General features: G+C 62.6%; 20 protein-coding genes. 1 reads left to right on the forward strand and 19 read right to left on the reverse strand.

All coding sequences use genetic code 11. The features are described from left to right. Positions 1-3 precede the first annotated feature (3 nt). The 17 genes from O3301_RS22025 to O3301_RS22105 form a co-directional block, all read right to left on the reverse strand. Positions 4-1,503 (reverse strand): nucleobase:cation symporter-2 family protein, encoded by a 1,500-nt coding sequence (locus O3301_RS22025; protein WP_305057497.1) that lies wholly within the window; start codon positions 1,501-1,503, stop codon positions 4-6. Between the two features lie 573 nt (positions 1,504-2,076). After that, positions 2,077-2,301 carry a hypothetical protein gene (locus tag O3301_RS22030; protein WP_289914262.1) on the reverse strand — a complete coding sequence of 75 codons (225 nt, stop codon included), beginning with the start codon at positions 2,299-2,301 and terminating at the stop codon, positions 2,077-2,079. An 83-nt stretch (positions 2,302-2,384) separates the two neighbouring features. Beyond that, positions 2,385-2,711, reverse strand: a complete 327-nt coding sequence (locus O3301_RS22035; RefSeq protein WP_305057498.1) for a hypothetical protein — start codon at positions 2,709-2,711, stop codon at positions 2,385-2,387. Further along, positions 2,708-3,205 (reverse strand): glycoside hydrolase family 19 protein, encoded by a 498-nt coding sequence (locus O3301_RS22040; RefSeq protein ID WP_305057499.1) that lies wholly within the window; start codon positions 3,203-3,205, stop codon positions 2,708-2,710. The genes O3301_RS22035 and O3301_RS22040 overlap by 4 nt, the downstream gene beginning before the upstream one ends. 14 nt (positions 3,206-3,219) lie before the next feature. Continuing rightward, complete coding sequence (locus O3301_RS22045) at positions 3,220-3,648, reverse strand: hypothetical protein (RefSeq protein ID WP_034785835.1); 429 nt, start codon at positions 3,646-3,648, stop codon at positions 3,220-3,222. Positions 3,649-3,715: 67 nt separating this feature from the next. Further along, positions 3,716-5,566 (reverse strand): hypothetical protein, encoded by a 1,851-nt coding sequence (locus O3301_RS22050; protein ID WP_305057500.1) that lies wholly within the window; start codon positions 5,564-5,566, stop codon positions 3,716-3,718. Continuing rightward, positions 5,566-6,396 (reverse strand): hypothetical protein, encoded by an 831-nt coding sequence (locus O3301_RS22055; protein ID WP_305057501.1) that lies wholly within the window; start codon positions 6,394-6,396, stop codon positions 5,566-5,568. Before O3301_RS22055 ends, O3301_RS22050 begins: the two co-directional genes overlap by 1 nt. A 7-nt stretch (positions 6,397-6,403) precedes the next feature. Further along, on the reverse strand, positions 6,404-7,165 hold the full coding sequence (locus O3301_RS22060; RefSeq protein WP_289910552.1) for a hypothetical protein: 762 nt from the start codon (positions 7,163-7,165) through the stop codon (positions 6,404-6,406). Next, entirely contained in the window at positions 7,162-7,452 is a 291-nt protein-coding gene (locus tag O3301_RS22065; RefSeq protein ID WP_289910553.1) for a hypothetical protein, read from the reverse strand. The genes O3301_RS22060 and O3301_RS22065 overlap by 4 nt, the downstream gene beginning before the upstream one ends. After that, on the reverse strand, positions 7,440-8,471 hold the full coding sequence (locus tag O3301_RS22070) for a hypothetical protein (protein ID WP_305057502.1): 1,032 nt from the start codon (positions 8,469-8,471) through the stop codon (positions 7,440-7,442). The genes O3301_RS22065 and O3301_RS22070 overlap by 13 nt, the downstream gene beginning before the upstream one ends. Continuing rightward, a complete protein-coding gene (locus tag O3301_RS22075; RefSeq protein ID WP_305057503.1) occupies positions 8,468-9,937 on the reverse strand; it encodes a hypothetical protein in 1,470 nt (489 codons plus the stop codon). The genes O3301_RS22070 and O3301_RS22075 overlap by 4 nt, the downstream gene beginning before the upstream one ends. Continuing rightward, the gene (locus tag O3301_RS22080; protein ID WP_305057504.1) at positions 9,934-13,221 is read right to left on the reverse strand and encodes a hypothetical protein; all 3,288 of its coding nucleotides are present in this window, start codon (positions 13,219-13,221) and stop codon (positions 9,934-9,936) included. Before O3301_RS22080 ends, O3301_RS22075 begins: the two co-directional genes overlap by 4 nt. A 51-nt stretch (positions 13,222-13,272) precedes the next feature. Then, entirely contained in the window at positions 13,273-13,476 is a 204-nt protein-coding gene (locus tag O3301_RS22085) for a hypothetical protein (RefSeq protein WP_289904549.1), read from the reverse strand. A gap of 140 nt (positions 13,477-13,616) precedes the next feature. Beyond that, complete coding sequence (locus O3301_RS22090) at positions 13,617-14,060, reverse strand: hypothetical protein (protein ID WP_070289666.1); 444 nt, start codon at positions 14,058-14,060, stop codon at positions 13,617-13,619. A gap of 75 nt (positions 14,061-14,135) precedes the next feature. Continuing rightward, on the reverse strand, positions 14,136-15,341 hold the full coding sequence (locus O3301_RS22095; protein WP_099667434.1) for a phage tail tube protein: 1,206 nt from the start codon (positions 15,339-15,341) through the stop codon (positions 14,136-14,138). Positions 15,342-15,674: 333 nt separating this feature from the next. Continuing rightward, the gene (locus O3301_RS22100; RefSeq protein ID WP_305057505.1) at positions 15,675-16,217 is read right to left on the reverse strand and encodes a hypothetical protein; all 543 of its coding nucleotides are present in this window, start codon (positions 16,215-16,217) and stop codon (positions 15,675-15,677) included. 24 nt (positions 16,218-16,241) lie between these two features. Beyond that, the gene (locus O3301_RS22105) at positions 16,242-16,652 is read right to left on the reverse strand and encodes a hypothetical protein (RefSeq protein ID WP_305057506.1); all 411 of its coding nucleotides are present in this window, start codon (positions 16,650-16,652) and stop codon (positions 16,242-16,244) included. Positions 16,653-16,801: 149 nt separating this feature from the next. Between O3301_RS22105 and O3301_RS22110 the strand changes: the two genes are divergently transcribed. Further along, complete coding sequence (locus O3301_RS22110; protein WP_289910559.1) at positions 16,802-17,515, forward strand: S24 family peptidase; 714 nt, start codon at positions 16,802-16,804, stop codon at positions 17,513-17,515. A 44-nt stretch (positions 17,516-17,559) separates the two neighbouring features. Here the strand turns inward: O3301_RS22110 and O3301_RS22115 are convergent, their stop codons facing one another. After that, positions 17,560-19,446: a propionate--CoA ligase gene (locus O3301_RS22115; protein ID WP_305057507.1), complete on the reverse strand. Its 1,887-nt coding sequence runs from the start codon at positions 19,444-19,446 to the stop codon at positions 17,560-17,562. A 142-nt stretch (positions 19,447-19,588) separates the two neighbouring features. Continuing rightward, a complete protein-coding gene (gene prpF / locus O3301_RS22120; RefSeq protein ID WP_305057508.1) occupies positions 19,589-20,794 on the reverse strand; it encodes a 2-methylaconitate cis-trans isomerase PrpF in 1,206 nt (401 codons plus the stop codon). Positions 20,795-20,824: the final 30 nt, after the last annotated feature.

The raw sequence follows: 20,824 nt of genomic DNA on the forward strand, positions 1-20,824 counted from the left end.
GCCTCACTCGCTGCCATGGGTGTGCTCGCGCGCCTGCTCCCGTGCCTTTTCCTGCGATGCCAAGCCGTTGAAGAACAGATTGAGCAGCACGGCGACGATGGCGGCCAGCAGGATGCCGCTGTGCAGCAGCGGTGACAGGGCCTTCGGCATGTGCTGCGCGTACTGTTCCGCCACCAGCGGCAGCATGCCGAAGCCGATAGCCAGGGCCACGATGAACAGGTTGTTGCGGTTGCTCTTGTAATCGACGCCGGCTAGGATGCGGATGCCGGTGGCGGCGACCATGCCGAACATCACCAGCCCTGCCCCGCCCAGCACGAACGCCGGCACGGCTTCGGCCGTCTGCGCGATCTTCGGAATCACCCCCATGACGAGCAGGATAAGGCCGGCCGCCACGCAGACCCAGCGGCTGCGCACGCCCGTCACCCCCACCAGGCCCACGTTTTGCGAAAACGAGGTGTAGGGAAAGGTATTGAAGATACCGCCGATCAGGGTGCCCAGGCCATCGACGCGCAAGCCGCGGCTGATATCGTCCTGCGTGATGCGCTTGTCCGTCATCTCTCCCAGCGCCAGAAACATGCCCAAGGACTCAATCATGACGACGATCATCACCAGGCTCATGGTGACGATGGCGACCACGTCGAAGGTCGGCATGCCGAACTGGAACGGCGTGACGATGGCAAAGGCCTTGGCGCCGGCCACTTTGGCGAAATCGGCCTTGCCCAGCGCAAACGACAGGGCCGTGCCGGCAATGATGCCGATCAATACCGCGATATTCGACAGGAAACCGCGGCCATACTTGGCCACCAGCAAGATGACGGCCAGCACGAAGAAGGCGATGCCCATGTTATCCAGCGCCCCATAGCCGGGATTGGCGATCAGGGGCACGGGACCGGCTGGCGCGGGCAAGCCGGCCGCCGTGGCGGCAGCGGCCATCTTGAGGAAGGCGGGATCGGCGATTTGCGCCATGGCGGGCGGCCCGCCCATGGTCCAGTTGACGCCCACGCGCATCAGCGACACGCCGATCACGGCGATGATGCTGCCGGTGACCACGGGTGGAAACAGGGCTAGCAGGCGGCTGATGAAGGGAGCGATCAGCATGGAAACGACGCCGGCGCCGATCACGGCGCCAAAGATGCCCGTGATGCCCAGGGCGGGATTGTTCGCCATGGCCAGCATGGGACTGACGGCGGCAAAGGTCACGCCCATCATGACGGGCAGGCGGATGCCGAAGTACTTGCCGATGCCCAGGGACTGGATCAGGGTGACGAGGCCGCAGCAGAACAGGTCGGCACTGATCAATGCCGCCACCTGCTCGGGCGGCAGCTTGAGGGCGCGGCCGACGATCAGCGGCACGGCGATGGCGCCGGCATACATGACGAGCACGTGCTGCAAGCCCAGCGTAAACAGTTTGCCGGCAGGCAGGATTTCATCGACGGGCGATGGCGCGGCAGGCACGGTGCCGGGCACGCTGCGGTGGATGGATTTCAGACGGGGAGTGGCCATTTACGCTCCATTTCCTGGGTTACCGCGGCCCGGATGGACGCAGGTGAAAGGGAAAAGCAAGAGAGAAACGGGACGACAGGAAGACACTGGCGGCGGACGAGGCATACGAAGCTCCTTGGATGGGACGACCAAGGTATGCCATGCACGCATCGTGCCAGGTGGATTGTATACAAGAATCGTGCCGAAAATCGCCAGAGATCAGGCAATTTGACGATGGATGCACCGTTTTCTCGCATGCCGCCACCCGCCTGCACCACAAGGCGGCACAAGGCGGCGGGGCTGGCAGGCCGCGGATTGGGGATGGCGGATGGCGGATGGCTGGAGTTGGAGTTGGAGTTGGAGTTGGAGTTGGAGTTGGAGTTGGCGTTGGCGTTGGGAACTGGAGTCTGAAACTGGAACCTGGCGATTGGTGCTGAGAGCCTATCCCAGTAGAGGCATACATCCCCTGCTGGTGCCTCTCGGAAGTGAAGACTACATTGATCGTCGTGGCGTGGCTCGCCACGCGTCCCCCTCAGCCTTGTCCGCGCTCCTGATGCGCTGCCAGCAGAAGACGCTCCCTGCCGGGATAGGCGCTTAGCCACCGGAGCAGGCATCAAGCAGCGTTTCCAGCTGGCGCACATGGGCGGCACGCAATTGCTCGCGCGCCAGCAAGGCTTGCACTTGCTCGAAGATGCCGTGGGATGGCACCGTCGGCAAGGCGGGAGCGGCGGGACGCGTGGCAATGCATGGCGCGCTGACCGGCCAAGTTTCCAGCTTTGATGCCGGCACCCATGCCGCACAGCCGGTTAATATACTCATCAGCAACAGCGCGGCGGCGCACCTGGCACACCGCCCCCCTGCCGTCCTCCTGGCCCGCCACCCCGCACTCGCACGCGACGGCCTCATGGCATTTCGCTGGCGATCAGCGCCTCGGCGGCACGGCAGGCGTCACCTTCGGGCTGCAGCGCCAGGATGCGCGCCGCTGCAGCTTGGGCGTCTGCCTGCCCGGCCTGCGCCGTGGCTAGCGCCTGCCGCACCCGTGCCGACCGGCGTGCGCCCTCTTCCCGCATCGCATTCAGCGCCTGGGTCTGGTGCCCCAACAGGCCCTGCACCTCCTGCACTTGCGCCGCGCACGCGGCACGGCCAGCTTCGCGGCCCCAGCGCTGGGCGCAAAACACGGCTGCCCCCAACAACAGCAGCATGGCCATAATGCTCAACGACGGCTTCATTCCAGCACCTTGCGCGCTGCTGCATACAAGGCCAGGCGTTCGGCCAGGCCGTTCACGCCGCCGTTGATGCGGCGCGTCACCCTTTCCTGGTCGCCCGCGTCGGCTAGGCGGTTCAAGCCGCGCGATTGCCAGAACCAGCCCGCCGAGCGACACGCGAACATCGTTTGCTCCAGCAACTGCGGCGCCGCCAGCAAGTCCAGGCCCAGCGACACGCCGCATGCCGCATAATTGGCGCGCCCCGTCACCTGCAGCAAGCCGCGCCCCTTGAAGCGCACGCCGTCGCCGGCAATCACATTGCCCAGATCCGCCCTCCCCTCATAAGCCGCGCCACTAGCCAGCTCACGCACATAGCGCAGCTGTCCCGATTCGTGGCCTACCTGCGCCAGGAACGCTGCCTGGCGCAGCGGCGTATCAATACCGAATTCGGCCATCGCCGCATTCAAGGGCGCCAGGAACAGCATAGCGCGGCGGCCGGCCAACGGCATGATCTGCATCAATTGGGCGCCTGTCACAACATGCCCCGCACATCCTTGACGGCAGCGGCCGCATCGGCCGCCAGTTCGCCGATATCCTTGCCACGCCGCTTGTCGAACCAGCGCACGCAGGCGCCCAGCACCCACCAGGCTGGCAAGCCGGCCGCCACCATCAACGGCGCGGCGATGAACAAAAAACCCGTTGCCGGATCGCCGCCATACAGCCCCGCCACGGTCTTCGCGCTGTCAAACAGGCTGGGCCACCACGACAGCACGGCGGCCACGAGCACGGGGCCGAGAAAGGTGGAAATGATGATGCTGGAACAAAAACGAATGAATGCCTCCTTGGTGGACTGGGGCCACATGAACATGAAGCCCAGCGACGTGGCGGCGGCGCCGGCCAGCACGGGCACGCCAAACAGTTTGATCAATGCGCCGCCAGCGGCGGTGGTTTCGAGGGCCATGATTGCCTTTCAGGTGGTGGAAATGAAAAAACCCGCCGAAGCGGGTTTAAGGTGGACAACTGATTTGCTACACGGCCTTGACCATCACATAAGCCCGGCCATCGGGCTCGGCCGAGATCACGCGGCCGACTGCATGGAGGTACTGCTTCATGCTGAGATCGTCCTCATGCACGGCGATGCCCTTGATGCCGGCGCCGTCCTGCACCGGCACGATGTAATCACCAGGCTGGGTACCCAGCACGTTGACCGGCACGCGGCCGGCGATGGCGATGCGGTCGACCTTCTGGCGCTCGACTTCCAGCGCCGCGTCGAAGGCGGCCATGGCTTCGGCATCCTGCAGCACGGCGGTGTTGTGGGCGGCCAGTGCGGCGGCGTAGATGGCCTGCTTTGCTGCCCACTCGTCATCAGTGTCGCCGGGTTCGGCTATGACGTCCTCGAATTCCGGTGGCTCAATACCTGGAACTGCCTGCGACGTGACTACATCTGCACGGCGCACGGGCCGGGTCGGCGCTACCCCGGCCTGGGCCGACGGGCGCGGCCCAACCCCATGGCTCCAGGTATCACCGCCCACGAACGACGGGGCCGTTGATTTGATCGAAAACATCACGGCGTCGGCCCACATGTCGGTGACCTTATTCTCCGCGGTGATACCGACAATCTGGCCAGGAGCTACGATGCCGCACATCGAGCTTTTGAAAATATACTCGGCATAATCATTGCCATTTGTGTTCACCGTGCCGGTGACATTAATACTACGGCTTGTCGTACTGTTCTTTCCAACAGTCAATACTGCGGGCGAAAACGACCATCCCGCCTGGCCATTCGACGCAACCACCCATACAGAGGGATAGGCGGCGGCATCGGTGCCAACGTACAAAATCGGATCGCCCTCGGCAGCGCCGCGACTGATGCTATGCTGAAGGCCAGTATTGGTGCTGCCTGCTTTCAGCAAGGGCACATACACTTGGCCATTGCCCTGAAATCTCGCCAAATCTGCGGAAGTTGTATTGGAATTTTTGTCGTATGCCCGGAGAATAAGACGGAACCCCTCCTTCCCAGCCAGGGAGTTTGCACCGCCTGAAACATACCAGACAAACTGTCCAGTCGAGTAGCTGCCGGCAAGCCCGCCTACACCCAGTGAAAGTACGTCATTTACTACGCCCGCTGCCGCCCCTGCAGAGCAGGGTCTAATATACCCGCCCCCCGTAGTCCAATCCCCGAAGAATAACCCGTTGTTGACCTGTACTGCACTGTGCAGGCCTGCGTACGTGCCTGAATTGGATATACCGCGCATGCGCGGTGGATATACAGCAGCATTTCCTGAGTCATAGACAACTGCTCCAGCAGGAGTTGCTGTCACTGATACTGGCTGTGCGTATGTCGTAGTGGTATAGCCCAGCAGACTAAATGATGCCGAACCAAACGTCCCGGCTCGGAAATGCAAGTACACCTCAAAAGTTCCGTTCACTTGCTGAAAAACCTGTATTCGCGCGTTTATCGAAACGGCGCCATTAAACGTCGCATCGTAATAAAAGCCGTTCCGCACACCCAGCATGAGGACGAACGGGGTACTGGCGCTTGCAGCCCAATCGCTGTTGACTACACCATCAATTCGCAGGTGCTGTGCATTGCTGCCGCCGTCAGCTGCAAATGTAGCGATCCGATACCAGATACCCGTCGGGGGATTTTGGCCAACGTAGCTATAACCGTACTTATTGGTTATGCCCACCGCCACAGGAAAGGCCGTTGCAATTGGGATGCCCGGATCAAGCCACGCCGGACTCATATAGCCATTCGGCCCGCCCAGTGGCGACCGCCCCACTGCTGCAGCATACGACGCCACCACGGCGCCGCGCCCGGCCAGCTCATTCAGGCGCTGGATCGTATCCTTCTGGCCATAGTAGAAAAAGTCACCCATTACATTTCCTCGATTTCGATGTTAGTGGCATATGCCAGGTAATACGGTGTGGTGATGGCGGAATTGCTGGCAATGCGACCATACACCTGATGCGCCTGCTCGAGCTCGCCGTCGTCGCTCTCTGGATAGAGACTGACCAGCAGCGGGCGCGACAAGCCGTTACCGCGCACGATGCGCCACACCTCGGCCCGGTCCAATGGCGTCATATGGTCGAGCGCCAAAGACAACTTGCGGTACAGTGCGCCGCGCGCCACAGTCTGGCCGCCAGCGCCGTCCCGGTTCTGGGTGCTGGTGTCGACCGACATGACACCGGCACCATATGACGCGTTCTGCTCCGGGCTCCAGTAGGGGCCGGCCACCAAGCGCGCCGCCTCGATATAGCCTGCCGGATTGTCCGGATCAGCAAGCTCGATCACCAGTTTCTTGACGCTGACCATCGGCAGCCAGCAGCGCGCATACGTGCCGCCGCCGTAGCTGAAGGCGTTCACACCGAGCGGCAGCGCGCCCCAATCCCACATACCCAGCACAGCGTATTCGCATGCCGATACGATGCCCGTATCGAAATCAGGCACGGCGTCACCTGGCTCGACGTAGCCGCGTACACGGATCGTCGCCGTCGGCGTCAGGTTGCAAAATGGCAGGGCCACGCACCCAATAATCTCGGGCGTGGGCCAGGTAGCGGTGATGGTTAGGGCCAGGCCGAGCGAGCGCAGCACGGAAAACTTGCCTTCGCGCTGCAGATTGGCCGGCCCCAGCGCGTCGGCCTGGCTCGATGCGGTCAGCACAGCCCGGTCGCCGGCGTTGTCGTAGATGATGCGGAGGTTGGTCATGTCAATCCTATTCGTAAAGTGAAGCATCTATGACCGGCAACACCAGGCCGCTGGTATTGCCGTAGGTCTGGTCTTCAAAATAACCATGGGTGTTTCTAGGTGGAACATTGGAATTACTCGTCTCGACCATTCTCGCTTTGACGTTCCCGTCAGTTCGCCGATAACAGGCAAGCCACTCGGTGAAGCGCGCAGACGAGCCTCTAGTACTGTAGGACTCCCTGTTACGCATAATTGACGGCACTAGAAAAGCGGGCTTCCTCGGCAACGATGGCAGTGCCAGGCTTGATTCTGTGCTGCTGACGTTGATTCCTGCCGCAATTTGCTGTATCGCCAAATGCACCTTTCCGCTGTCGAATAGCAAGCGCCCGGAGGTATCCCACAGGCGAGTAGCCATCCGGGCAGTTGATATCTCGACTGGGCTCAATGAGAATACATACGCCTCGGGAAGAACGGGCGGCAACGCAACGGAGGGGGGAAAGAATGCATGAACTCCCGTGTGGACATAGGTAACTCCCGCAAAGCCATACTGATTCTGCGGCCACCACCAGATATTTTCGTCGGAGACTGGCAGCGTCCAGAAGACCATGAATCCCCGACCGTTCGTTGCCGGTAAGACACCGCTATACCCATGCGAAAGAAAGCCGGATTCGCCACCGTCATTCGAAATAATGGGCGTCGGATTAAGTGTCACCTTGCCAATAAACTCGGGCACCAGATTGACGTTGTCGATCAAGCGATGGCCAGCATCCGTGTTGAAAAAGAGGCTCATACGGCAAATACCAATAAAAGAATGGGACCGCCGTTAAAAGTTGCGGGTTGAACGGTAAAAATAAGCTGGGGGTTACCAGCGCCGTCCTGACCAACAACCCAGGTAAAGCTGCCGCCGTGTACTTGGTAGATACGCAGCGCCAGGCCTGCAGCGCCGTAGAAGGTCCGTACCAGCGGATCGCCGACCTTTTGCTCGTGCATGCCCAGGAAGACACCGCCAGCAACAGTGGGTGTGATGACCGGCGTGCCGTCGGTTTTAAAGGTCCAAAGGCCGATCATCGCGGCCACTTCCCACAAGCCATGGCGATGCTGCCATCGGAGTTGTAAAAATACAGCCCAGTTCCTGTCTGGTCGTACCCTTCATTGTTACCGGCAACGCGATTGGGACTCTGGATCAACTGAAAGGAGCCGACAACGCCCGACAGTACGCCGGAGAACTTTGCAACCGGGGGAGCTACCGCAGATCCAGGCGTCACGGTAAGTCCTGGCATCTCAAAATAGCCCGTACTCGACAGCTGAAAAAAACCACCTGGCACATTAATATTGCCAATAAGCAATCCTTTGTCGCTCAAATGAAAGCCGCTGCGGCCGTTGCTGGGCCATCCGTAGTTATTGCTCGGATACCCGGCGCCTCCATGCAGCGTCGCGCTGTAGATATCGCCCGCCGTGACCTTGCCAAGGTCGGCACTGATTGCACTCAACTGACCTACTTTAAGTGCGTTCAGGTACGGTGCTGCCCACTTGGTGGTGCCGCTGGCCGGATTAAAAATGCCATCCGAACGGTACAGCGATTCGCCGGCGCCAAACAGCGGCGGCGAACCCTCCCACACGGTGCCGGCGCCCCAGGTATCAATTGGCGGATAGGATGTTGCCCCCTCCGTGCTGAGCGTCGCCGGCGTGCTTCCCAGGGACAGCAGACTGGTTTTGCTGTAGCAGACGCGCGCCGAATTGCCCGTCACGCCGTCGAAGATCTTGCTCACCGTCTGGCTGGCCGTGTAGGTCAGGCCGTCGACCACGATGCTGCCCGTGACCGTCACGCTGTCGCCCACCATACCGGCATACGCCATGCTGGCAACATTACCGACGCGCGTCAGCACGCTGGCGTTGCTGGCGGTGAATGTCACCTGACCCTGCATGTTCACCAGGCCCGCCGTGAAATCGATGCTGGCAGGCGCGGCAATTGTCGTGGCCGCCACCTTGAACGCCTGTGCCGTAGCAGCCAGCAGCAGCACGCGGTCGTTGGCCGGCGCGAAGCGCGGCACGGTATTCATAATCAGTCTGTCGCGTTCCCCCACAATCGCGCTCATGCCAGCACCCCCACCGTCACTCTGCCCGTCAGCCAGAAGCGCGACAGCAGCACCACCACGCCCGGTACGCCATCCTGCAAGCCAAAGCGTTCAGCGCGCAGTTGTACGGGCTGTCCCAGTTCCAGCATCATCATCTCGGGTTCTCCATCGAATTCGTAAATGGTGCGCGGCACCTTGTTCAAGGCCAGGCGCCGCTGCGCTTCCGCACGGGCGTCGGCCCGCGTCTTCAGGCACGTATCGATCTGCACCGGATCGTCGCTCAGTCGGTAACGGGTGCGCACCGCCGCGTCGACGGCCGTCTCCGTCAGCCATTCCGTGGCGTACAAATCCGCATGCGCGGGCGGAATGCTGGTCGTCAGACCCGCCTGCAGCGTGTAGTTGCGATCGAAGCCGATCTTCACGGCGGCCGTCACGGGCACACGTTGCGCGGGACGCAAGGAACGCTCGCGCATCTGTTCCGGCCCGATTTCCACCGGCACGCCGGCGGCCGGCAGCGCGATCTGCACCAGGCGCAGCTGGCCGGTGCGCGACATGATCGCCTGGGCGCCCACGCTGGCCGCCAGTTGCTGGATGGCTTGCGCCTGGTTCGTGCGGTCCGCAACATACAGGCCCACCAGCTGCGGGTGGGCCGCATCGAAAGCGGCCAGGTTGACCAAATCCAGGTCGTCCGGGGTAAAACGGTCGGCCGCCTTGCCGTAGGCGGTGGCGATGCGCTGCACCAGCGGCGCGATGCGCGGCGCATAGCCACCGCCCTTGTCGCCCTGCACGCTGGCCGTGATCGTGGTGGAAAACGGATCCGTGGTCAGGTTGAAGCGTCCCGCCTGGTCATTCAAGGCCACGGCGATCGGCTTGCCATTGGTGCGCACCTCGAACGTCGATTCGACCGCGCCAAGAAAACCGTACTCCAGGGTGGCCGGATTGGTCAGCAAGGGCGCCACGTTATGGCACTCGCCAAACGGCATCGGCAGGATGGCGTCCTTGTTGGGCGTCGTGCCGCCCAGCTTCGCCTCGGTGATCGGCGTATTCAGGCGCTGCAGCTTGTCGCGCAGTACCAGGTTGACCGACTCGCGCCCCGCACTGGCCACGTCGGCGATGATGCCGTCGAAGACCAGCTGGAAGTCGGCGCGCGGCCACGATGCATCGCCGGCCCAGGCCTTGATCGGCCGGTTCATCCAGACGTCGTCCAGCCAGCCATCGAGCGCGCCATCGGCGTTATCGAGTTCGATATCGCCGCCCGACAGCCCCGCCTCGCCGGACAGGCTGACCTGTTCCGTGAAGGCCAGGCCGCCCTTGGCCAGCGGCTGGTACGCGGTATTCGCCGGCACCTCAACCGGCCCGGTGACGTAGGGCCGGGAGGAGATATACCGCGTCACCTCGCGGCCGTCCACATTCACCTGCGCCTCGATCAGCACCATGCGGATGGCCGACGAGCTTTGCAGCCATTCCTGAAATTGCGCATCGGTCATGCGTATTCTCCTTTCACTGCATTGGCCCAGGCGGATGCCCGGGACGATTTGTCCACGCCATCGACCACCGTCCTGGCGGCGTTGGCGTTCGATTCAAAGGTGGCCTGGATGGTGGCGCCCGTCTGCGCCCGCTGGTCGGCGCGCAAGCCTTCCAATTCGGCTCGCATGGCCTGGTTGTCCTCGCGCAGGCCGCGGATTTCGGCCACCAGTACGTCGGAACCGACGTTCGCGGCCGACGAGTAGCGCACGGGGTCGAAGACTGCCGCCGCGACCGGGGTTGTCATCGCCGCCAGTGCAGCGATCACGGGTGGATTGCTGAACTGGACGCCAAGATCTGCCGCACCGCCCATCGCTGCCCGCAAGCCGGCAATGGCTTGCGCCACCGTCAGCACGCTGTCATTGATCTTGATCAATCCCGATACCTGAGCATTGAGCGCATCGAGGCTGGCCTGCTGCACATCGACCTGTTCGGCAGCCCATTTCAACGCTTCCTTGTTCGCTTCCACCACGCGGGCATAATCCGCCGCATAGCGGGCGTCGGAGGCGTTGACCACCTGCGATGCCGTCAAAAACGCCTGTTCGGCGGCGGACAAACCCGATTGCGCCGTCGAATCGCCCGCATTCGCAGCCGCCAGGGTTTTCTCGAACTGGGCCCGTGCTTCCGCATACTTCTGCTCCGGGGTCAGCGTCGACTGGGCGCCCAACGCCATGCTGGCATTGAGCCCGTTCAAGGTCGTCACCCACGATTTCGACTTCTCCAGTGCCGACTTGGCCGCCGCCGATTCCGTCTCATAGGCCTTGGCCAGCGCATCCTTCGCGCTGGTCACCGCCTTCACGGCCTGGATCTGGTCGAACAGCCCCCGATTCGTTTCAGCGACGCTGGTGCGCTGGGCAGCCAGCAACTGCGCTTCGCTTTGCGTCAGCTGGTTCAACTGCTGTTGCAAGTCGCGCCGTTCGCTGGCGATGTCGCTGGCCGTCTTGCTCACTGCGGCCAGCTCGCCCGTGGCGGCACTAAGGTCGGCGGCATAGTCGGCAGCGGTCTTGAACGGCTCGGCAAGGGCCAACAGGGATGCGTACAGCTCCGCAGCTCCATCCTGGCCCGTTGCCACGCCATCGGCAGCCGACAGGACGGCAGCCTTGAAGCCATCCATCGTCGTCACTCCAGCCAGGCCCAGTTTGCCCATGGCTTCATTGACCGACCTGGTAATCGGCGCCAGACGTTCCGCCTCGGTCAGGAAGTTTTCCACGAAAAAACCCGTACCACTTGTCAGTTTGTCGATTCCACCAGCCGCGTCGATCAGATGTTCGCTCAACTTCACGGCGCCCAGGCCTGTCGTATTGAACGACTTGCCCAGTACGGCCAGCACATCCGTCACTTGCATGTAGTCATTCGCAACGCGCGCCAAGGTTTCCAGATAACCCTCGCCAACCTTCTGGTACTGTTCCAGGCCACCCACACCAAACTTGGCCATATCGTCGCCCAGCTTGGAGAATGCGGCTTCCAGCGCTTTCTGAATCTCGTCACCCTTCAGGTCTTTCAGCGAGATCTTGCCCAGATCGACCACGAAGGACTTCAACCGTACGTTGAATGCATCACCGCCCATTCCCAGCATGCCGGCCGCCGCCTTGACGGTGTCGGACAGGCCGAGAATGACTTTGCTGAATTGATCGTTCGCTTCGCGGTCGAGACCATTCAATGCCGTACGTTTCTTGTCACGGGAAAACCAGCCACCCGACGTCTTCGTATCCGTGTACTGACTGGCCGATACGCCTCCCGCCTGAATGCCGTCCAGCGTAGCCTTGTTCAACATCAGGCCCGTGTCGATCGTCGTCGTTTTACCTCCGAAGATAGAGCCAAGGATGCCGCCCGTGATTTTTCCTACCAGCCCACCTGTCAGCTTATCGAGTGTCAGGCCAATGACGCCGCCCGTGATGGCAACGCCAAGTGCGGAAGAGCCAAACGTCGCCGCACTGCCCTTGGTATCCGGCGCCATGGCGCCCGTCACGCCGGAATTGCGCACCAACAGTCCCCCCAAGCCACCTATGCCCGCCACCACCTGGCGCAGCGAGTAAGCCATCGAGGCGGAGTACGCGAGCCCGAGTCCGGAGTTTTTCTCCATGATTTCCAGCGAATTCGCGATCGAATTACTCTTTGCGCTGCTGTCTCCCAATACCGTGCCCGTGCCGGTTGCCGCCTGCCTGTCCTTGGCAGTGGTATCGCCACCACCGCCGCCGGAAACGGCGACGCCGATGGCCATCAGCATGCCGGCCACCATGGCGAATGCGCCGATATTGGCTGGAAATGGCGCAGCCAGCGAAGCGGCAAGGGCCGACGTTCCGTAGGCGCTGGACTTGGCAGCTTCCGCGGCAGCCACCGGAGCGACAGATGCAGCAGTACTTGTAACTTCCGCAGTCGTCGCTGCTGTTTTCGCCGTCGTCACCAGGGTGATATTCGTCAGCTTTTCAAACAGCGACTTGGCATTCATGGCAAATTCATAGGCACGGAAGCCTTTTTCCACCTTTTCCATGAGTTCATAGCCGGCCGACTTCTCTTTGAAAAAGCCTTTCGCGGCAGTCGCCATGTCGTGATACTGCTTGACCGTGGCCCTTTTCTTGTTTTCCTGCGCCTTTTCCTGCCCTTTTTCGGACGGATCTTCCTTCACTTCCTTGGCGAAGTTAAAATCGATATCGTCCTGCGCCTTCCTGAAGCCCAGCAAGGCAGTGGTCATTTTTCCGATGGTGCCGCCGACCTTGCCAAACGCGCGCTCCAGCTTTTCACCGAACGTCTTGGCAAATTCACCCGCCTCCTTCCATTCCGCCTCGCTATACTTGCGTGCAGGGGCTGCCGGAGTTGCCGGTGCTGCCTTTGCCTTGGCATCGGCGGCCTCTTTGCCTGCCGTATCCAGCTTGTCCTGGCGCTGCTCTTCAATCGCAAAAGCGCCATATTTGGCGCCTGCGCCTGCGGTGGCGGCGCTCCCCGCGGCACGGAAAGCCGCCAGCCGCGTATAGGCATTGCCCAGGCCATTGACCACCTTGAAGGCATCGGCCAGCGACTTCGCCTCGCCGGCATTCCATGTCCCCAGGGCCTTCGAGGCGGCGGTGGCATCGCGTGCCTGCTCCGCCAGGGCGCGCAGCAACAGCGCCGACGATTCCGCCTCCGTATTGCTCGCCTTCATGCCCTCGGCCGCAGCCAGGCTGGCCTCGCTGATTGCTTTCAGTACCTGCGCGGTGTCGGTCGCCTTCGTCAAGTCAATGACAAGTTTTAATTCTGTTATCTCTGGCATGATTGGCCCATAAAAAAAGCCGCGCATGGCGGCCGGGTTGAAAAATTCGGGTCAGCCCGCCGCATGCTGGTGCGATAGGAACAGCGCGTCGAGCTGGTCCAGCAACTGGTGCTCGAACGGTTCGATGGCGATGCCGTGGCGCGCCTGCCAGGCGAGGATTTCCGTGCTGGCGATGGGGTTGACGGCCATGCCGTTCTGGCGCTTGCGGTTCAATTGCGCGAACCACTCCCACACGTGGGTCAGTTCGAACGGCATGGGTGGCACCGCCTCCTCGGGCGGCGCGCGGTACAGCGGATGGCGCCGGGCCGCGTCGATATGCTCGCCCTTGGCATGCCCATCGGCCGCCCTCGCGCCGCGCTCGAACTGGTGCCCGGCGTAGCGCAGCAGGCTGGCCGTCAGAGTTTCAAAAAATTCGACTCGTTTTCCAGCGCCGTGGTGACCTTTTCCTGCCAGGTCGGGTATTTTTCAAAGGCCGCTTCCAGCAGTGCAGCATCGAGCGGCACGGGCGCACCGTTGCTTGTGAAACCGTACCAGCCCGTGACCACGGCCAGCGCCAGGCGCTTCTGGTTGCCGTCGATGGCTTGCACCAGCAATTCCGCGCCTTCGTCGGTGGAGGCGTCGATGGCCGTCTTGCGACGCGCCGATTTTTTATAGCCTTCGGCGCGCACGGCGTTGTTGGCCAGGCGATATTGCTCGCTGTTCTTGCCGACGATGGTCAGGCCGGCCACCGCTTCGCCATCCGCGTCGAAGATGACGGGCACGTCGAAGGTGACGGGAGTGGCAGCCGCGTGGATATTGCCGATGTCGAAACCTGCCTGGATTTTTTGTGCGTTGTTCATGTGTGCTGCTTTCTTGATCAAGGTGAAAAGTAAAAAGGCCGCCATCACGACGGCCCCGGTGCAAGCGTCAGCCGCTTACAGCGCGCTGTCCTGGATGCTCAAGGTGGTCGCCTCGTGCTGCGCGTCGGCGCCCTTGTAGCGCAGGACGTCGAAGGCGCAGGTGACGATCTTGTTCTTCTCGCCGTCGTCGATCTTGGCCGAGGTGATCTTGATGCGGCCCATGGCCAGCGCCAGCACGTCGGCCGTCGGCGCCGTGCCCGACGCCATGGCGTAGGCCAGCGGGATTTCCGTCTCGGACTTGAAGTAGTCGAGGTAGGTGGCATCCTGCAGCAGCACCGTGAACTGGCCCGAACCCATTACCTTGCCGCGCGAGGCAGCCGTGGCGTACTTCGAGCCAATCACCGGGTCGACCTTGACCTGGCCGTCCAGCGAGACGGACATGCCGGTGCAGATCTGCGACGGGATGCCGTTCACCGACAGCATCGCCGTGGCGCCCGAGAATTTACCGGTGCCCGGCGCGGCCAGCGGCGTGGGGAAGTACGGCACGGCCGTGGTCGGGCCTTCCGCCTTGCCCATCAGGGTGAAGTCCAGGCTGGTGATCCCGTTCGGCTGCACGGCGATGTCCATCTTGCTGACCAGCTGGTCGACAAAGCTGCGGTGCACGCCGATCTTCGGGTCCTGCACTTCAGCCGTGAACCAGTCGGTGGTGTGGCCCGTCAACGGGGTGAAACTGCGCTTGCCGACCGCCGCCACGCCGACCGAGTCCCCGGCCGCCTTGACGATCATCGCCGAGCCATCCATGAACTGGCCATTCAGGTTGGTGGCCGTCACCGACGTGACGAAGAAATTCTTCGCGTTGTTGGCGGCCGCCGGCGCCGTCATGCCGGTGATGCGCACGACGCTGCCGGCGCGGAAACCTTCCGCCAGCCAGGAACCGGCGCTGCGCGTCAGGCCCGTGGCGGCAGCGGCGATCGTGGTTTGCGCGGCAGCCACGCCGCCTGCCGTAAAGTCGCGGCGCAGCAGCGCAGCCATCAGCGGCGCATACGTGCCGCACGCCGCTTCGGCCTTGATGGCGCCCGTGGTGCGGAAGTTACCGAGGCGGGTATCGCCCTGCTGCTGGCTGGCGTCGATTTCGGCGCTTGCGTATTTGTCCGCTTCCGTGTCGAAAGTGGCCGTGACGCGGGGATAAATCTGGCCGCCGCCAGCGGCAGCCTTGCTGCCTTCGGCGCTTTGTTTGCTGATAACGATCAAGCTGTCGATACCGTTTGCTGTCGATGCCATAGTTATAAAACCTTTCGTGGGATGAAAACCGCCGGGGCGGCCTTGTGGAAGAAACTGAAAAATGGAAGGTGAAACGAAAAAGCCCGCACGCGGTGAGGCGGCGGGCTGGCGTCCGGATGGCGCGGGGCCATGCCGGACGGAAGGTGGGCGAAGGGGCCATGAAGGCCGTTCGCTGCGCTGATTTCCCCTATCGGTGTCGCGCCGAAAGCGCGTCTATTACGAGTGGAGAAGCATGTGATGTACTGCGGGTGCTAGCTGTGTTGCCGTTGCTGCGTGATCGAGACTCTATTGTAGGGGCGTTTTTTTCAGCGCCAGGCATATTGCAAAAAAATTTCAGTGGCCGAGGCGGCGCATAGCGCGGGCGCCGTGCGACTGGAAGATGGCTTCCAGTTCGCTGACCATGTCCTTGATGCGTTCGAGCTCAAAGCCGCCGGAGCAGCTGATGGCCGCTTCGCCGGCGCCGCGGCAAGCCTGGCAGACGAGCGGCGCGCCGGCCTGCATGGCAGCGACGACACCCGTACCGTGGCAGACCTTGCATTTGCTGTCGAGCCAATGCGCGAGCGACGCTTCGGCCACGCGACGATACAAGGTGTTGGCCGCCTGCGCATCCCAGGCCGTCTGCGCCTTGACCCAGCGCCGCGCGCGGCCCTTCTGCGTCACGACCGCCGTCCAGGCGCGCAGCAATTGGGCCAGGTTGCCCGCATTGCCTTCGAACAGGCGGCTGACGGTGCCGTCCGCGTATTTGACGCGGCACAGCAAGGCGCCCATGTCGCCGGCCAGCGCGGCCGCCGCGATCACGTCCAGGTCGTGGTGGACGGCATCGTCGCGCAGGTTCTGCGATGACAGCGATGCGATGAATTTTTCTGCAAACCCCATGATTTCTCCTCGTTGATTCTTGTTTCAGTTACCCGCCGGGCCAAACAGGGCCGCCACCAGCGGATCGCGGCGCGCCGCGCCGCGCGCCCAGTTGGCCGTGCGGCGCACTTGCGGCGGCAATTCGGCCCAGCCATCGACGTCGTCGTCCTGTTCCCCCAGCGCGTACAGGGCGGGCCGCTGGCGCCCCGGCTCCGTGCAATGGCGCTGCGCCAGGTGGATCTGTCCCAGGCCGCACATGTGGCGCAAATAGCGGCTCATGGTGCCCGCATCAAGTCCCAGCAAGGCGGACAATTGCGCCGCGCTGGCCTGGCCCTGCTCGCGGATGTACTGCGCGATGCGGGCGATATGCAGCTGCGACTTCTTGCTGCGCCCCTGTAACTGGCGCCCCTGCCGTGGCGCCGCCCTGCTTTCAACCAACTGACTGCTGTTCAACATCTGCCTGACCTCCCGTGGTGCTGCCCGCCGGCAAACGCTGTAGTGCGTTTGCGACAGGCAACGAGTGGACTTTATCAATCGCTAATGTTAAAGTCAAGCATTTGGTAATTTATCAAACGGTAAATTTCAGGTTTAATGTGGAGATGAATATGTATCAATACAGACGCGACCGCCTGCTGGCCCTGATCCGCGAGCACTACGACAACACGCGCAAGAAGATTTCCGACGTCAGCGGCTGGAGCGAGGCGCGCATCTCGCAAATCCTCTCGCCCACCTACCGCGAGGGACGCGCCTTCAGCGAAAAGATCGCGCGCAAACTGGAAGCGGACCTGCAACTGGACAGCATGTATTTCGACCAGGGCGCGGCGCCCGATCAGGCGGCGCTGACGGCACGCGCGCTGGCCGGCGTGCAGCCGGTGGTCGTGGAAGATGGCGAAGATGAACGCTTTTACCCGATCCGCAAGGTGAAACTGCGCCTGTCGGCCGGCATCACGGGCTTTGCCATCGAACCGGAAACGCACGACGGCAGCACCATCAGCGTGCCGCGCAGCTGGGTCGAGCGCAATGGCTACCACCCGGAAAAACTGGTGGCGATCAAGGTCAAGGGCGAGAGCATGGAACCGGCCCTGTACGAGGACGACGTGGTGATCATCAATACGGCCGATAACCGGCCGGCCGATGGCATCGTGTTTGCCATCAATTACGAAGGCGAACCGGTGGTCAAGCGCATGGCGCGCGATATCGGCGAATGGTGGCTGACGTCGGACAACCCGGACCAGCGCAAATACCACCGTAAACTCTGCCGCGGCAATGAATGCCTGATCGTCGGCAGGGTCGTGCGCAAGGAAAGCGACCGGATTTGAAAGCAAAGTTTATCAAACGATAAACTTTGCTCGCGGCAGGGCGCTTACGCCAGCGCCGCCTGGATCTGCTGCAGCGATGCCGGATCGTCCATCGACGTCAGGTCGCCCGGGCTGCGGCCTTCGCAGATGGCCTGGATCGAGCGGCGCAGCAATTTGCCCGAGCGCGTCTTCGGCAGTTGCGGCACGAACAACACGCGTGCCGGCCGCGCCACGGCGCCCAGCTGGCGGTCAACGACGGCCATCACTTCGCGCTCCAGCACCGCTTTCGCCTCGACGCTGTCGAAGCCCCGCGGGTCCTTCAGGATCACGAAAGCCATCGCCACCTGGCCTTTGAGCTTGTCTTCCACGCCGACCACCGCCACTTCCGACACGTTCGGATGGCTGGTGATGCTTTCCTCGATTTCGCGCGTACCCAGGCGGTGGCCGGCCACGTTGATCACGTCGTCGGTGCGGCCCAGAATAAAGTAATAGCCATCCGCGTCGCGCACGCCCCAGTCGAAGGTGGAATACACTTGCCGTTCGCTGAAGGTGGACCAGTAGGTGTCGACGAAGCGCGCGTCGTCGCCGTAGACCGTCTGCATGCAGCCGGGCGGCATCGGGCCTTCCAGCACCAGCACGCCCTTCTCGTTGGCGCCGCACTCTTCGCCCGTCGCCTCGTTGAGCAGTTTGACCTGGTAACCGTACATGGCCAGACCGGGGCTGCCCAGGCGCGTCGGCGTGTTGGCAACACCCTTGGCCACCGAGAGGATAGGCCAGCCCGTCTCCGTCTGCCAGTAGTTGTCGATGATGTCCACCTTCAGTTCATCGGCGATCCATTGCGACGTGGTTTCATCGAGCGGCTCGCCCGCCAGGTACAGCGCCTTCAATGACGACAGGTCGTATTTACGCATCAGTTCCACCGGGTGCTTGCGCAGCACGCGGATGGCCGTCGGCGCCGAAAACATGCGCGTGACCTTGTATTTTTCAACGATGCTCCACCAGATGCCCGCATCGGGACAGATGGGCAAGCCTTCGTACAGGATGGTGGCCATGCCGGCGATCAGCGGGCCATACACGATGTAGGAATGGCCCACCACCCAGCCGATATCCGAAGTGGCAAAGAAGGTTTCGCCGGGCTTGCCGCAAAATGTGTACCGCATCGACGACGCCAGCGCCACCGCATAGCCGCCCACGTCGCGCTGCACGCCCTTCGGCTTGCCCGTCGTGCCCGAGGTGTACAGCACATACGACGGTTCGTTCGACTCGAGCCAGGTGACCGGCACCTGCGCATCCAGGTGCTGCTCGCGCAGGGCAGCGTAATCGACGTCCCGGCCCGGCGTCAGTTCCATCGGCACCAGTTGGCGGTCGACCAGCAGCACCCGCTGCGGCTTGTGCGCGGCGATGCGGATGGCTTCGTCGAGCAGCGGCTTGTAGGCAATCGCCTTGCCATTGCGCGAACCGGCATCGGCGGAAAACACCAATTTTGGCTGCGCATCGTCGATGCGGCTGGCCAGGCTGTTGGCGGCAAAGCCGCCGAACACCACGGAATGCACGGCGCCGATGCGCGCGCAAGCGAGCATGGCGAACGCCGCCTCGGCGATCATCGGCATGTAGATCAGGACGCGGTCGCCCTTGACCACGCCCAGCGACAGCAGGATCGCGGCGCAGCGTTCCACTTCGCGCTGCAGTTCGCGAAAGCTGTAGCTGCGCTCGGTATTCGTTTCCGTGGAAATAGCGATCAGCGCAGCGGCATCGCCCTGGCTTTCCACCCAGCGGTCGACGGCGTTATGACACAAATTGGTGGTGCCGCCGACAAACCACTTGGCGAACGGCGGGCGGGAATAATCGAGCACTTGCGAAAACGGGGTATGCCAGGCTATCTTGTCCGCTTCCTCGCGCCAGAAAGCGTCAGGCGTGTCGATCGAGCGTTGATAAAATGCTGCGAAATTCATGTCTCCTCCGGTAGGCTTGCAATCTGTTGTAGTTGCTGCTCGTTCCTGTTCTGGTGATCTGTTCGCGCAAGCGCCCTCCGCTCCGTGCCGCCACTTGCAGGGCAGGTATCGGCCGGACCAGTTGCGGTCCGGCCTGGGCGGGTTATGCGCTAAAGGCGTCGCCGGGAATGCGCACAGCCCCTTCCATCAGCACGCGCGCGCTGCGGCTCATGATGGCCTTGGTGACGCTCCACACGCCATCGACGAGCGCCGCTTCCGCGCCCACCATCAGGGTGCCGGACGGGTGGCCGAAGCGCACCGAGTTACGGAGACCGCCACCGGCCGCCAGGTTGACCAGGGTGCCGGGAATGGCTGCCGCCGTGCCGATGGCGACAGCGGCCGTGCCCATCATGGCATGATGTAATTTACCCATCGACATGGCGCGCACCAGCAAGTCGATCTCGCCCGCTGCCACCTGCTTGCCGCTGGACGAGACATAGCCGGCAGGCCTGGCGACAAATGCCACTTTCGGCGTGTGCTGGCGTTTCGCCGCTTCATCGAGATGCGCGATGAGTCCCATGCGCAAGGCGCCATGCGCGCGGATGGTTTCGAAGCGGGCCAGGGCCACCGGATCGCCATTGATGGCGTCCTGCAGTTCCGTGCCCGTGTAGCCGATGGCGTCCGCATCGATAAAAATCGTCGGGATGCCGGCGTTGATCATCGTGACCTTTAAAACACCGATGCCGGGTACGTCCAGGTCATCGACAAGGTTGCCGGTAGGAAACATAGCCGAGCTGGCCCCATCGCCGCCCTCCTCGTCTGCCGCCGGATCGAGGAATTCCAGTTTCACTTCGGCGGCCGGGAAAGTCACGCCATCGAGTTCGAAGTCGCCCGTTTCCTGCACTTCGCCATGCGTCATGGGCACGTGGGCGATGATGGTCTTGCCGATATTGGCTTGCCAGATGCGCACCGTGGCGATGCCGTTTGCAGGCACGCGGGCGGGGTCCACCAGGCCGCTGGCGATGGCAAACGAGCCGACGGCGGCCGACAGGTTGCCGCAATTGCCGCTCCAGTCGACGAATGGCTTGTCGATGGAGACCTGGCCGAACAGGTAGTCGACGTCATGGTCAAGCTTGGCGCTTTTTGCCAGGATCACCGTCTTGCTGGTGCTGGACGTGGCGCCGCCCATGCCGTCGATCTGCTTGCCGTAGGGGTCGGGGCTGCCGATCACGCGCAGCAGCAGCGCATCGCGCGCGGCGCCCGGCACTTGCGCGCTGGCGGGCAAATCCTGCAGGCGGAAGAACACGCCCTTGCTGGTGCCGCCGCGCATGTAGGTGGCGGGGATTTTGATTTGGGGTACGTGGGTCATAGGGTTTCCTGAAAAGCCGGGCAGCGCGCG

This window comes from Janthinobacterium sp. SUN211 (assembly GCF_030587315.1).
GTDB lineage: Bacteria > Pseudomonadota > Gammaproteobacteria > Burkholderiales > Burkholderiaceae_D > Janthinobacterium > Janthinobacterium kumbetense.

What these genes read in the sequence shown, in the direction of transcription:
- O3301_RS22025 (WP_305057497.1), bottom strand. Translation starts at nt 1,503, where the DNA reads ATGGCCACTCCCCGTCTGAAATCCATCCACCGCAGCGTGCCCGGCACC.
- O3301_RS22030 (WP_289914262.1), bottom strand. Translation starts at nt 2,301, where the DNA reads ATGAGTATATTAACCGGCTGTGCGGCATGGGTGCCGGCATCAAAGCTG.
- O3301_RS22035 (WP_305057498.1), bottom strand. Translation starts at nt 2,711, where the DNA reads ATGAAGCCGTCGTTGAGCATTATGGCCATGCTGCTGTTGTTGGGGGCA.
- O3301_RS22040 (WP_305057499.1), bottom strand. Translation starts at nt 3,205, where the DNA reads ATGCAGATCATGCCGTTGGCCGGCCGCCGCGCTATGCTGTTCCTGGCG.
- O3301_RS22045 (WP_034785835.1), bottom strand. Translation starts at nt 3,648, where the DNA reads ATGGCCCTCGAAACCACCGCCGCTGGCGGCGCATTGATCAAACTGTTT.
- O3301_RS22050 (WP_305057500.1), bottom strand. Translation starts at nt 5,566, where the DNA reads ATGGGTGACTTTTTCTACTATGGCCAGAAGGATACGATCCAGCGCCTG.
- O3301_RS22055 (WP_305057501.1), bottom strand. Translation starts at nt 6,396, where the DNA reads ATGACCAACCTCCGCATCATCTACGACAACGCCGGCGACCGGGCTGTG.
- O3301_RS22060 (WP_289910552.1), bottom strand. Translation starts at nt 7,165, where the DNA reads ATGAGCCTCTTTTTCAACACGGATGCTGGCCATCGCTTGATCGACAAC.
- O3301_RS22070 (WP_305057502.1), bottom strand. Translation starts at nt 8,471, where the DNA reads ATGAGCGCGATTGTGGGGGAACGCGACAGACTGATTATGAATACCGTG.
- O3301_RS22075 (WP_305057503.1), bottom strand. Translation starts at nt 9,937, where the DNA reads ATGACCGATGCGCAATTTCAGGAATGGCTGCAAAGCTCGTCGGCCATC.
- O3301_RS22080 (WP_305057504.1), bottom strand. Translation starts at nt 13,221, where the DNA reads ATGCCAGAGATAACAGAATTAAAACTTGTCATTGACTTGACGAAGGCG.
- O3301_RS22085 (WP_289904549.1), bottom strand. Translation starts at nt 13,476, where the DNA reads ATGCCGTTCGAACTGACCCACGTGTGGGAGTGGTTCGCGCAATTGAAC.
- O3301_RS22090 (WP_070289666.1), bottom strand. Translation starts at nt 14,060, where the DNA reads ATGAACAACGCACAAAAAATCCAGGCAGGTTTCGACATCGGCAATATC.
- O3301_RS22095 (WP_099667434.1), bottom strand. Translation starts at nt 15,341, where the DNA reads ATGGCATCGACAGCAAACGGTATCGACAGCTTGATCGTTATCAGCAAA.
- O3301_RS22100 (WP_305057505.1), bottom strand. Translation starts at nt 16,217, where the DNA reads ATGGGGTTTGCAGAAAAATTCATCGCATCGCTGTCATCGCAGAACCTG.
- O3301_RS22105 (WP_305057506.1), bottom strand. Translation starts at nt 16,652, where the DNA reads ATGTTGAACAGCAGTCAGTTGGTTGAAAGCAGGGCGGCGCCACGGCAG.
- O3301_RS22110 (WP_289910559.1), top strand. Translation starts at nt 16,802, where the DNA reads ATGTATCAATACAGACGCGACCGCCTGCTGGCCCTGATCCGCGAGCAC.
- O3301_RS22115 (WP_305057507.1), bottom strand. Translation starts at nt 19,446, where the DNA reads ATGAATTTCGCAGCATTTTATCAACGCTCGATCGACACGCCTGACGCT.
- prpF (WP_305057508.1), bottom strand. Translation starts at nt 20,794, where the DNA reads ATGACCCACGTACCCCAAATCAAAATCCCCGCCACCTACATGCGCGGC.